This is a genomic window from Geomobilimonas luticola (genome assembly GCF_018476905.1).
GTDB classification, from domain to species: Bacteria; Desulfobacterota; Desulfuromonadia; order Geobacterales; family Geobacteraceae; genus Geomobilimonas; species Geomobilimonas luticola.
Map to the genome: position 1 here is coordinate 1,255,102 of NZ_JAHCVK010000001.1, position 12,883 is coordinate 1,267,984.

General features: G+C 49.3%; 11 protein-coding genes. All 11 read right to left on the reverse strand.

The features are described from left to right. Window positions 1-5: 5 nt before the first annotated feature. The 11 genes from KI810_RS05995 to KI810_RS06045 all read right to left on the reverse strand — a co-directional run bounded on the left by KI810_RS05995 (window position 6) and on the right by KI810_RS06045 (window position 12,870). On the reverse strand, window positions 6-485 hold the full coding sequence (locus KI810_RS05995; RefSeq protein ID WP_214174535.1) for a hypothetical protein: 480 nt from the start codon (window positions 483-485) through the stop codon (window positions 6-8). Beyond that, window positions 482-1,570 carry a tyrosine-type recombinase/integrase gene (locus KI810_RS06000; protein ID WP_214174536.1) on the reverse strand — a complete coding sequence of 363 codons (1,089 nt, stop codon included), beginning with the start codon at window positions 1,568-1,570 and terminating at the stop codon, window positions 482-484. The genes KI810_RS05995 and KI810_RS06000 overlap by 4 nt, the downstream gene beginning before the upstream one ends. Window positions 1,571-2,001: 431 nt before the next feature. Further along, window positions 2,002-2,265 carry a WGR domain-containing protein gene (locus KI810_RS06005; protein WP_214174537.1) on the reverse strand — a complete coding sequence of 88 codons (264 nt, stop codon included), beginning with the start codon at window positions 2,263-2,265 and terminating at the stop codon, window positions 2,002-2,004. Window positions 2,266-2,735: 470 nt separating this feature from the next. After that, complete coding sequence (locus tag KI810_RS06010; protein ID WP_214174538.1) at window positions 2,736-6,026, reverse strand: helicase-related protein; 3,291 nt, start codon at window positions 6,024-6,026, stop codon at window positions 2,736-2,738. Further along, the gene (locus tag KI810_RS06015; RefSeq protein ID WP_214174539.1) at window positions 5,987-7,834 is read right to left on the reverse strand and encodes a phospholipase D family protein; all 1,848 of its coding nucleotides are present in this window, start codon (window positions 7,832-7,834) and stop codon (window positions 5,987-5,989) included. The genes KI810_RS06010 and KI810_RS06015 overlap by 40 nt, the downstream gene beginning before the upstream one ends. Further along, window positions 7,827-9,050: a DUF6361 family protein gene (locus tag KI810_RS06020; protein WP_214174540.1), complete on the reverse strand. Its 1,224-nt coding sequence runs from the start codon at window positions 9,048-9,050 to the stop codon at window positions 7,827-7,829. Before KI810_RS06020 ends, KI810_RS06015 begins: the two co-directional genes overlap by 8 nt. 123 nt (window positions 9,051-9,173) lie before the next feature. Next, window positions 9,174-9,614, reverse strand: a complete 441-nt coding sequence (locus KI810_RS06025) for a hypothetical protein (RefSeq protein ID WP_214174541.1) — start codon at window positions 9,612-9,614, stop codon at window positions 9,174-9,176. Window positions 9,615-9,728: 114 nt separating this feature from the next. Continuing rightward, entirely contained in the window at window positions 9,729-10,598 is an 870-nt protein-coding gene (locus KI810_RS06030) for an ImmA/IrrE family metallo-endopeptidase (RefSeq protein ID WP_214174542.1), read from the reverse strand. Window positions 10,599-10,670: 72 nt separating this feature from the next. Then, window positions 10,671-11,354: a hypothetical protein gene (locus tag KI810_RS06035; RefSeq protein ID WP_214174543.1), complete on the reverse strand. Its 684-nt coding sequence runs from the start codon at window positions 11,352-11,354 to the stop codon at window positions 10,671-10,673. A gap of 60 nt (window positions 11,355-11,414) precedes the next feature. Then, window positions 11,415-11,987, reverse strand: a complete 573-nt coding sequence (locus KI810_RS06040) for a YkgJ family cysteine cluster protein (RefSeq protein WP_214174544.1) — start codon at window positions 11,985-11,987, stop codon at window positions 11,415-11,417. Further along, complete coding sequence (locus KI810_RS06045) at window positions 11,968-12,870, reverse strand: GIY-YIG nuclease family protein (protein WP_214174545.1); 903 nt, start codon at window positions 12,868-12,870, stop codon at window positions 11,968-11,970. Before KI810_RS06045 ends, KI810_RS06040 begins: the two co-directional genes overlap by 20 nt. Window positions 12,871-12,883: the final 13 nt, after the last annotated feature.

A 12,883-nucleotide genomic window follows, 5' to 3' on the forward strand; every position in this document is an offset into this window, starting at 1 on the left:
ACAGTTCAGGCGCTCAAAGCTGCGTTCTGAACCCAGCTTTGAACGGCTTCCCGTTTCCGAAAGTCTGTCAATTCCCATCGCCAGTGCATCATAGCGCATTCATCGGAACAATAGGATACAACCCGAATGCGCGGGTCGTCTTCCTCGGTGAACCTCACATGAATCATGCCGACCTTCTGCCGGGGCGAGGTGCAGGCTTCACAATGTTGAACTGCCGGGCCATTGAGTCCGTCATCATTGCTGACTGACAGGAACCGAGTGCCAGATGTGTTGATGAAGGTGTGGTGCCAATAGGCGTCTCCTTCGACAACCAGGATATTGCGTAGGTGATGGCATGACAATTCCTGGGTGTAGCTTCTGTTACAAAAAGGGCAAGTCCCACGATCGAAGTGGTCGCTTATCCCGGAAATCATGGTCAGCACCCCAGGAGTGAGATCCTTATGATCACAGACAACGGGCTTGCCTTCGTGGTCCCAGAGAATCATGGAGACTCCTCTGTCTCCTGATCAGGAGCCGATGGGATGCATGAATCACCAACCGGCGGTGTCGGCGCCGTAGTGATTGCCAGAGGAATTTTCCTGGTGAAGCGTTTATGCTCCCGGCCACTGGCGGCATAGATGGCGCTGGTGCTGATGTCCTCATGACGCAGCGTATCCTGAACAGCCCGGATGTCCTTGGTGACATCGTATAGCATTGTGCCGCAGGTGTGCCGCAGGGCATGGCAGGAAACCCGTTTCCGTTTCAGGCCGGCTTTGCTCAGGTAGCCGTCAATGACGCTATTGAGGCCGATACGCGATATCCGCCCCCTGCCTCGGCCATTCTTGCGCACGCTGAGAAACATTGGCGTAACAAACGCTTGCCGGTGATGGATGGTGGTTTCCTCGACGGTGACCTCACCCCTGGCCGCAAGGTAGGCCCGGATGGCGGCCACTGTATCTTCCCGGGGATAGATATAACCATCTTTGCGCTTGCCGTGGACCAGGATGCGCACACCACCCTCGACGTCTTCGATGTCTTCGACGTTGGCCCGTTTGATTTCGACACGACGGAGCCCTTCGAGCAGCATAAGGGCTATGATGGCCCGGTCGCGCAATCCCTTGATGCTGCCCAGTTCGGGAAGGTGCATGATTAGCAGTTCCGCCTGGCCGGCGGTAAGATGCTTTTGCTCAGATTTAGCTTCCCGTGCGACAGGGGGGCGAACATTGGCCGCCGGATTGATGGCGATCAACCCCCGGTTCATGGCGACCTGGTAAAATCGTCTGATGACGGTCAGCTTCACCGCGATTGACGATGCTTTCATGCCGGCCTGGATGAGTTCGTGGCGAAAGCTCTCCACATCGGCCTGGGTCATGGCAGCCGGAGTGATGCCACGGGCGTTACACCAGCGGAGCCAATGGTTGAGGTGGGACGTGTAGGTTTTGATCGTGTCTTCGCGTGGATCACCCAGGGCAACTTCACGTTCCAGCCAGTTTCGTACTGCGGCTTCAAGATCCGCTGGCAGGTTGTCGGGGATCTGGCTGGAGATCAGTGCCGAATGGGGGCCACCGGTCGGGATGATGTCATTATTCATGCGAATGCTCCGATTCGTTGCAGTTCAGGGAGGTTTGCGCTACGGCGCTGACAAACCCGCTGATGAAAGCCATGACTTCCCGAGGAGGGCCGTGGTAGAGCGATACACTTGGCACCCGGTCTGGCCGTGGGCGTCGATAAAGACGGTTAACGGTGAACCCGGTCCCGGTTCGCTCGACCTTCAGACCCGAGTCCCAGGATTTGAGCTGATTGTTGTTTGCTGAAATACACGCTTTGCTGAGAGCGCGTTCCGTGATCTTTGACAACCTGCCCCCCCTTGTAATTTTCTGTCGAAGTGTGACGTAAAACCGGCCAGTCAGTTGGCCGTTTTTTTGGGCGGAATACCTATACATAATTGGGGAAATGTATAGTTATCCGTCTAATTCAGCCGATTACAGATTCTTGTCGAACATTGACTGAGAAATAGACATCTCATTTCAGTGGCGTCTCCCGGTACCCCTTGCGTGTCTTCTCGCGATAAAGGCGATTAGCTTCCTTAATGGCATCCTCAATTTTAGGGTACCATTCCTCTTTACATCGCACCCGATAACCGATCCTGCCCCATGCCCTGAACAGGACTACATGGAATAGCCCCTGGCAGACCTCCAGGAAGTAGATCCGTCGGCGGTTCAGTGCCGGGTTGATCAGGACGAGTTGACACCGGGAGTAACCGGTGAACCTCGAAGTGACTGACATTAACGTCTCTGTGGCAGCGGAAATTTATTGCTTCTATTATGTATATCTATTGGGGGGGAAGGTGCAGCGGGGTTTTTCTTGTAAATACTGGGACTGCGTCAACTACTTTGGCTAACGACCATAATGTTACGCCGGCTTTTATCGATAGGCAGTCTGTTCTTCTCTGGTTGATTCAAAGAGTGAGACTATGTGCCGATTCGGGATGATCAGGCAGTGGCCAGGGGAAACGTGGTAACCGTCATAGATGGCAATGGCAGGGGGTATTGACCCTTAATTAATCTAAAGCTGTTTGAAGTGCAGAAGGGACAGCAGACTGTTTGTTATTACCATGTAATGTCACATTTTTTCGCAGACCCCATTATTATTTTCATATGCGCATTTGAACTAAAGCGTAGGTATATTGTTCGAGGAAGTCTTATATCCCTACTAACTCATTAACAACTCATTGCCCGAAACACAATAACTTGGTTTCACAAGGGCGGCTCAAGATTAATACTTAACTGTTGAGTAATTCGCGAAGCCTCGGATTCAGGAAACCTGGATAGCAGGTATTCAACCAGATCCTCTTGCCTTGCCTGACCAAAAACCATTCGATAGACAACAAGCGATTTACGCAACGCAATTAGGCGATCACGATCCCTGCTGAGTGGTAATGTTGGAACATGTCGCTCAATTTTAGCCCCACCCACCAAAGGGTAAATCCAGAATGGCACAAGATCAGTCGCATCGCCTGCACGATCTTGCTTCCCATGGTCAAAAATAGCCTCCCATGGATCATTTTTTTCTGCTGATCTGACTTTACTCACTCCATAATAACTTGCAAGATTCTTGCGAACGGCATGTCCTTTGTAACGATGAACACGTCCTTCCCGCTGTTCCATATCAACAGGGTTCGAAGGTAGATTCCAGTGAACAACGGCATGGCAATAGGTGTGAAAGTCGAGACCTTCCTGTCCCACTGAAGTCGTCGCCAAAACAAACGGCCAGAACGGAGAATTGAAAGCATCCCTTACCTGCCCCGCCCGGGTGATAACAGCGCCATCATCGTTTTTTTCCTCCCCAAAGCGGAGAGCAAAATGCCCACGCATTCTTTTTCCTTCCACCTTGACGGTATTGCTATCTATATTTACGACAACGTCATCTACCCCAAGGGTTGACGTTCGTAGACTGAGCGATTCCCCCATAACCATGGAAACTTGCCGGGCGATCTCCCCTGGCGCATGATCTACAAGGCCCAGCGACTCTCGCAGGGTATGAGCATATTCATCTAGAACCGACTGCAATCCCCCTGCCGCAGAGTATTCAACTACTCTCCGCCAGTAAGGTTCTTCACGATTCAGGCCTCTTATAAAGGCTGTCACTTCGGGGAGATTGAACAGGGATCGAAAACGCCAGGCAACCTGCCCGGCATACCCTTTAATGACCGAGGTAATGTTATTGACCCCTCCGGTAACCCTGGCTAGCGACCGGAGAGCGGAGACACCCGGTCCTGCAAGCGCGATTTGTGCAAGGACGCGGGATAAATCAGCCGGCTTTCGGCCTAAAGTAAGTTCGCCATTTGCCAGCTTCAGGGCATATTCCACATGAGAAGACCAGGCAGACTCGTCCTCGCCGCCTTCTTGCTGATCATGGGTGCCGTCAGACCAACTACCCGCTAGGTTAGGGGAACGCAACCATTCTCTTGACAATTCGGCATCAAATTGGAGATCAAGAAGAATCGGCGCTGCCCAGTACCATGTTTCGTCTTCGGGACCGGTACCTTCGCCCCCAGACTTAATACTTACCAGCAGTTGTTCAATTACCCGCTCTGCCCATTCAAGGACCTCTACCAGAGACGGCAAGTCAAGACTTGTTTCATACTGGAGCGGGTCGCAATACTTCGTAAGGGTTGTACACGGATAGAGGAGGCCGAGCAATGGCATGCCGGTTAATCGTTCGTCAGTGCGGGCAAAGCGAAGGAGGGGGCGTCGCCGCTTCCTGGCGTCCAGCGAATTCTCAGGATGTTCTTCGAAAGAGGAAATCATCCTTCTCTCGACAGCATAACTGAGCATCGTGGCCACGACCTTGGGAACCATCCGCCACGAGGAAAAAACCAGTCGCTTGGTAAATTTACGTAAGGCAGGATCTGCGAAAGGTCCCTCAAGCCGGTAATACGGAAGAGCCGGGGGAATCCAAAGTAACTGCCAGGCACCGGTCTCTATAACATCTGCATGCAATGCGCGCAGGCGAGAATTGTTAGGATCAATTTCGTGATATTTGACAATTTCACCCCAAGGAAGGAGAAGGTTATCAGCGGTAGTAAGGGCTTCGGCAAGTTCTTCATTTTTATTTGAAATGCAGATGGCGTCCACGAAAACCTGTTTCAGCTTGTAGTCATCCATGAAATTGAGCAGATACGGAGCTGACTTCCAGTACTCTAGAACATTACCCTGATCCAGAACTTTCGTTATTTTCTGCATCCCCAGGAAAGAATTCAGATCCTGAGTTTCGAGAGTTACGTTGACAGGGGGTATTTCCATAAGCATGCCATCACGGTCTTCTGTTGCTGCGAGCCGCTCTGTCCGAACCATGATTCGGCGAAGTTGCGCTTCCAGACCAAGTTTGGATTCTTCGAGCATTTCGCTGCTGCCGTTCCCAAGGCGATAAAGTTCCCGACGATAATTACCCACCAGCTTTTCGAAGAGAGGGGAATTCCCCGGCTCCAGGAAACGCATGGTACGCATGAAATCCTCATAATGGTCATCTTCGCCAGATTCCTCGGAGAGCGTGTACATCTTGTAGGGAGTCGCAGAAAGAAGAAGAACACGAGCACAGGAGTTTTCATCCGCATAATCAAATAGGCCATGGGCAAGCCGGCTCGTCTCGCTTTCCGCGTCCAGAAGATGCTTGAAACGCTGGAACTCGTCCAGAATGATAAGATCCGGCTCCAACGCGGCCAGACACGTTTCTGCAAGCAAAGATCGCATTTCCCCGACGAAGTTCAGACGCTCCCGTTTCTCTACATCAGGAATGTTTTCATATTTGCGTGCCCGAGCGAAACTGCTGCAGAGGCTATCAAAGCGAGACCTAAAATCTGTTCGACCAGCTTCCTTGTCATTCTTTACATACCTGGTCAGAACATCGGCGAACTTCTGGGCCAGGGATGAATCAATATGGTTTCTCTCGCGGTACCCATTAACAAGTGCGCGGAAACGGTCCTTGTCGGCGTATCCTTGCAGAACATTGAAAGGGCCGGTGCTCCCCTCAATCCCCCACGCCCTGTTCAGAAGCCAGTAGAGCAAAGCACGCTCATCGGCAGTTCCCAGACTCGATTTGAGGTCAAAAGATGTGCTCGGGGTAAACGAGATGAAATTCAGTTTGTTTTCCTGCAGGGACTTGATCTCAATCGGCAGGAGGGTTATCCGTGATGAGAGGGCGAACTCACTCTGCCCGCTTGGTTTGAGCCTATTGATATTCTGACGTGCGATGTCAGCATTGGAGCAGATGTAGACGATATCTATACGCGGAACCTTATCCCACAGATGCTCGATTGCCTTGGCAATGACCCCCCTTGCGACCATTGTCTTGCCAAGACCGACTTCATCGGCGACGAGAAACCTATGCGAGGGATCATCATTGCCATAAAGCCGAGAGAATACGTAATCAACCGTTCTGCGTTGGAAGTCCTTCAACCCAGCGAGAATGGATATTGTATTCGGCCGCACTGCGTTCTTTACCGACATTATCGGTTCCTTTCCCGTGCAGCCCAGATCGGTTTCCATATAGCGTCGAAACTCTCAGGAAGAAGCAGTTGTCCATCCTCGGTTTTTCTTAGGTCAGCAACAAGGCGCTCTATCTGATCCAGTTTTGCAGGATTGCGCTCCAGCGTGCGGACCATTGTTTCAAACAGGGGAATACCGGCGCCAGAGGAACCATTGCCTGCGCCTCCCGATAGCAATGCCCGACCGTTGAGAATCGCCTGATAGACGTCGCCTCCACCTTCTGCCAGCAGCATAAAAATGAACTTGATCACTTGGTCACGTGTTTTAAGCAGCGACTTCATGATGCGGTCTGAACGATCCTCAGGCGCTCCATCGAGCGGCAGATTTAAAACAAATCGGCAACCGAACTTTTTCTCGTTCCTGCTTGCCGTCACCTCAAAGGCGAAAAAAGATGTTAAAGCCTCAAAAGAAACCTTGATAAATTCAGCAACATTTCCTGGGTCCTTCTTTACTTCAATCCCCATGGCATCACTAAGAGTAATGGGCCAGCAACGTATCGAGACCCCGACAGGAAGAAGGAGACCCTTATTCCCTTGATGAACAAGCTGCAGCCGAAAAAGGTCTTGTTCCTCCAGACCCATTACGTTTACCGACAGTCCGATGGCGGCAAGGCTTCGGCATACATCAGTTGCAGTATCTTCCAGCGCTTTCATCTCCAGATCGACGGGAGTTGAATCAGGATTTGGGGAGTACTCCTGCAGCAGTTTCATGAAACCTGTTCTCTCGCCTGTCTGAGGCGTCAGGGTATTGATCCCCCATCGACTTTTCTTACCGGTCAATTGGACTAGAAATTCCACATTGTTTTTGAAGGCGGCATTGGTGGCATTCGCGGAACCGGTCCACACGTTTGCATTCCAACCGGCATCGGCAACGAAGAGCTTAGCATGCAAACCTGACAGAGAATTCCCCTTTTCTTTTTCAGGCTCCGCTCCCCCATCATCATCCGGATCTGCTGCAGGACTTAGCAGATAAACCCGCTCAAAACAGTTTAGGGTCGCTGGAGCAAGAGTGTCGAGTTCCTCAGTACGTGACACTAGAATATGCCCCTGGCCGACCTTGGCAATGCGGGAAAGTAGGCCATCCGAAACAAACGGAGAGACTATCAGCATGCGATCGATACGCGTTTCAAACGGCCAACGACGGGCTCCCTTGAAACCGAGTGGCCAGAAAGAGATTTCATCGAATCCGTCCGGCAGTTCGAAACTTACCCGGCGCAGTTCATGCTGGATCATATCAACGGTTGTCTTAATTTGGTCAGGAATCTGGCGGAGCGCTAATTCTGGGAGTGCTGCGACAAAATCACCAAGAGGATTGTTGGTACCAAATGCCCGCTGCCTGTCGGCTAACACGCCCTCAAGGACAAGTGCGGTGTCCCAGGATCGGTCAAAAGTGAGATTACGGCTCAAGCATAAGAGCCGGTAGCGGGTCTGAGCATCTGGAGCGGTGAACCGAAGCACCCAAATTTTGGGGTGGAAAACTCCTTGATCATTGGGTGGCATGACTTCGAAGATCGACTTTTCCAGATATCCGTAAAGCTGGTGACTTCCCCGCGGCACAGAAATCTGGCCAGCCTGGCAGAATATACTTACACGCCCGGCATAACGTCGTAGCGTCTCAAGCAAGGCCAGAGGGTCTGCATTCAGATTACCGTTCTCATCTTCCCAATCAAAAAGTGTGAACGCCAGCGGCGCAATGAGAAGTGCCAGCAAATCCAGTGAAAAGGTGGTGCCGATTGCATGGTCGAGTTCGTAACCAGGGGGTGGGCGCAGTGACTCCAGCAGGTGCCGACGGTCGTCTGGATCAAGCATCTGCCCCTCCTTTTGCCAATCCTTTCAAGATATCTGAAACAATTCTCTGTGTCACCGGCCACCGGTAGTTGAGCTGGGTTGAACCGGCAGCACCGGTCCACAGTTCGAGTGCCCGAGTATTGTCCAGCCTGGCGAGAGTTGTTTTGAGCGCCCTTTCCCGCTCATGAATCAGACGGCGCACCTGCTCATTGTCGGTGACGGTATCTCCATTAACTGAATTCAGTGTAATATCCAGCCAGGAATTTATGAAAAGTTTGGTTGGATAAGCTACCTGTTGCCCTGATGACTCGACAATTGACCAGAATTTTTTTCTATCCCATGAGATGAAGGCAGTATTCCTGTCTTTGATTCTAACAGCCCATCCATCGAGCTCCTCTCTGTATTCGTCAGTCCATTTAACATTCTCTGCTTTTTCGGCCAGCATAAGGTTATAAAGCAGTGAAGCACCATGGATTGCTTCCGAAAAATTACGGGCATGTTTCAATTGTTCCTTTATTTGGTGTGGAAAGTCGCCGTACTGGCTATGCTCCCAGGGGTACTCAACCGGCTCGGTCATCACTCCTCGATCCACCAGAAACGCCATCAGCGAATGAGTAACGCGGCTACAGATGCGCTCCCGGAGGTAATGCGCTTCATCAAAATTCAGCACAAATGTGGCAACCTTGGGGAAATCTTTCGGAGTGGGTGGGATAGTGGCATGCCAGTTTCGTGCAGCATGGCCTTCAGCGAGATCTCCATCATCAGTCCGCAAGGTCCGGGTGGACGATTGATAAAAGGCATCAATTGAACGATGATACTGATCCTGAGAACCTGGGAATAGTCTGATGCCCCAGGCTCCCATCCCTTGCCAGTAAACATTGCTGGGAAGCCTCTTCAATGAAGCCCGCGCATCTATACCAATGGTTCCTTCCTTGTCATCAGATTTCGCAAGAGCGTCAATGAGGGCAACCTCTAGCGATCTGGCCTGCGCGGCAAACTGGTTCGACGGAATCTTTCGTTTTTCTAGGTCACGATGTATCCAGGGAATAAAGAGGAAATATTTCGCACGAGTCTGGATGGTCGTTGTTCCAGGAAAAAAGAGATCGGCGAAGGAATCACGCACTGCGCCGATGCCAAGTTCGTCACGTGTCCCTTTTTCATCAAATAGGTGAATTACGTCGAGCATCTTGCGACGCTCTCGCTCGGAATAATCAAGCCAGGTGAATGTTGACGACACGGAAATATCCTCCAGTCAAACTTCGAGCCTACAAACTACATTGATATTGCATTTATCAGAAATCGGCAATTGACCGTTAGTTGGCACAGGCAAGAGTACTTGTACATCGGAGAGCCTGAAATGCTACCCCGCAGCAAGTTCCTCAGATGCTTTCTTTCTTGAAGCAGCTACCGCTGCCTGAAGAGAATCCGGAAGTTGAGCATACAGCACCGTTATATTTCCTGGCAGTTTCCCAGCACTTATCTCTCCAGCAACGAGTTTCCTCATTTCTGGGTCAGTGTAAATCAGCAATCGTTCGACATCTCCTCCTACCATCGATAGGAACAGAGCATCAGCACGAACTTTAGATAATTTACCTCTGCCTACTGAGCCGTTTGGAACCAGGGGGGTGCTAGTCGAAATAAACGCAACAATCTTACCATCATTGCTAACAGCACTAAACTCTACTTCCCCACCTGTGATGAGTCTGTAGTTTGATTTCTGAAATATCTGGTTGTATCTCTCCTTGAGAAACGAAGTTCTCACCCATTCTGCGGCACATTTTTGCAAAGATGTATCTGCCATGACACCTCCAAATATACGCGAGAATATGCTCGGTCAATTGTTGCTACGATTTTAAGCAGTTACGTTGGTTCCACCATCCCCCGAAATCAGCCAGACATATTATGACAAATCTACTCAGCGACTCTTTCCTGCTGGCCGGTCGTATTTGGTATGAGCCGAGAGACCGAGAAGCGCTTCAACTTGCCCGGCTGCTCGCATAATTTGGTAAAGGTCTACATCATTCACTGTCGTATTGTCTGTGACATAGGTTGAGAGGTATGTTTCGGATTTCGATTTTACGCCATTCCGTGCGCAGACCAAGAATGCGACCGACTCAGCTTCCAACTCAATCTGGGCATGTTTCATCGCAGCACGTTTAGGTACGCTGAGAAACGGATCCGATCCGAGGTGGCCCAAGAATAGATGTCCCAGTTCGTGTGCAAGCGTGGCGAACTGAACAGCCGCTCCATGGTTGCGGTTGATGTTCATTCGGTAGAATGTGGGCTCCTTATCCTTGGTTTCTCTCTCAAGGATACGAATTGCCCCAGCCTTTTGGTCGCCAGTATCAAGCCAGCAGCACTCGATATTTTTCTTTGCCATTTGAGGTACAAAGGAGGCGATCCGATTTTCATCAATAGACCCTTGAGCAAAAAAAGCCGACACGTCTTGTGGCAGTTCTTTTCCCTCTGTGTCCATGACATCATAAACCAGTGCAACAGGACCGAAAGGCCAGAGGATCAGGAGAGGACGCGCACCTTCCTTCGGCGTACGTCCAAAGCGCTCCCGCCAGTCCCATGTTGAGGCAGCATAACTGAGACCGGGTTTCTGCACCTGTAACAACATGGCGTTGAAGGGAGCAAAGTTACGCAAGCGCACAACGAAATCAAGTAATTCTTTGTAATCTTTGGTTCGTGTATAGAGCCGCGAGTCCGACAACAACTGATCAAGCAAGGATCGAGCGGCTTCGCTCTCAAATAGATCTTTCTGTTCCCATTCAGTTTGCATAATTCCTCCCGCGGCATGTCTTCTCTTAGCCACGTTGAGCTGGGTCTACTAGAAATATCATCATAGATCAGGTTATATTGCACTTTCACATGATGTTTCAAAATACTCAGCGTTGAGCTGTTCATTCGGCAAATAAGCAGAAGCCAAAGTTAATGCATCTTTTGTATCAATAACACCATCGAGTCTAAACCTTTTTTGATAGTATGATCCTTTCATTTTGATTCCATTTTCGAAGAGCATCCTAGCATCGTCTTCTTCATGAATCATTGTTGCTCCGTCAAGATGGTTGAAGGTTTCGCAAGAGCTATCGAGTAAACCATGGAGGTAATAAGTTATTGAATAAGCTCCGATAAATTGCCAAGCCTCAATTTGTATGTACTCTGGATCTTTTCGAATGTGCACAACTAACGTAGCGCACAAACCGTATTCATGAAATTTATCAGGGTCAATCAACTTGAACATAGACTTGAGGAGAAATCTTGGTCTAGCTTGTTTCGCCTTTTCAACTGCCAGGTCAAAGGAGAGACCAAATATCGGCACTCCCTTCATTCCAAGATCACTTTCATGCAACTGAAGCTTGGCAATACTTATTAAATCAGGTCGATTGAGGATTATATCAGCAACCCCAAATGCATTCGGCTCGATATAAACCTGTTGGTGATTCGTTTTTAGAAATAGCTTCCGAGGCCAAATCGGGTCGAAATCAACATTTTGAAGAGAAATGAGACCATCGTCATCTTGAAGCGATTCAAGCATTTAGATTGTTCCTAAAATATAGATCAATGATCACTGGCTTACGCATGCAGATAATCAACATTAATAACCAAACGCCTCTCTTATATCTAACCGTGTATTCTTTCCACTGGCGTGCAAAAGAAGCTCATAAAATTTATCGATTTCAGAAAAAGTTAACTGCGTAAGCGTGATTTTATCGCATACGTCAACATGACACCATTTTGCAGTCTCATCTAACATCACATGCCGCCTACAGACAAAAGGTCGGACTTTGTAAATGGCACATGCTCCTTTTTTCAAGAACGGACATGGGCCTTTATCTACGTTAACGAGCGAGGTTACCTTTGGCCGCTTTATATTTGTCAGCTTTATAATATATTCAACTTCAAGCTCAGATATTGACACAGGAATATGACAACAGTGATTGCAGCCTTTTTTACATGGAACGTGATTACCTACAAACCCATAAACATCTCCCATAAAGTCATATAAATATTGCAGTTTGCTATATGTATTTCCGTTGTGCCTGGCAAATGTATATGCAAACTGCTCTTCCTTATCTTTGAGAGAGGGAGGCATTAATCGTTCAATTTTATTAACAGTTTCCTTAGCTGTCAGTTGAGAGGCTTCAACTTCATTCTGATTCGCAATCACCGTGTGCCCCCTTCAGTGCAGACTCACCTCCATGTGATGTATTCTCCTGAATATGTTTCAATGTCTCGCCCTTACTGTTTTTCCATTCGATCCTTCCATTCGCGGTCCTTCCAAGAACAACGCCGGCAGCTGTAGATGGAGAGTTGAAAAAATAATCCTGGGTAAAGACAAGTGCATCTCCGGATTCAACAAGAACTCCTGTTTCCATCAATTCGCGTCGCAGTACAGACATGTAATGGTGGATAGAAGGAACTTCAGCTTTTACAGCCTGTGCCCCTTCCTTTACTATGAATCCCTCGGGAGACTCGTAGCCAGTTACTTTTATCCCCTTGGACTCAATCGTCAATAATTGCTGCTTCTTTACTTTGCTGAGACCGACTTTTTGAAAAGCACTTAGCCCCAGCAAAGGGAATATGCTCAGCATGTCCTCCAGAAAGCTTTCAACGTCGGCAATTTCTGCCTCCGAGAGCGACGGTTTCTGGGGTTCATTGAGATTGTCAAAAAATGAACGCTTTGCCTCCCGGGCAATACGAACCAGTTGAGCTTCAAGATGTTGTACGTGGGCTTTATTAAGAGAACGGTCTTTTGATACGAAGAAGACTCCCCAGGTCCAGAAGTCTTTCTTCGAAAAATGCTGCTCAAGGCGAGATTTTACCGGATCTCCTTCACCAATGTAGATTTTTGGCAATTCCCCATCCTCTGAAGGCCCCACAAGGACGTAGACACCAGTTTCCTGGAACTCGTCCCTCTTCTTGATGTCGGGGAAAAGAGAGCGAGGGAATACAATACCTCGACCTGTCCAGTTGGATTTATCTACGATTCGAAGACCATCCGGCTGTCCATGGGGAAGGAAAATTTTTATCGAAAATGGTCTATCGCCCATATTTTTAACCTCA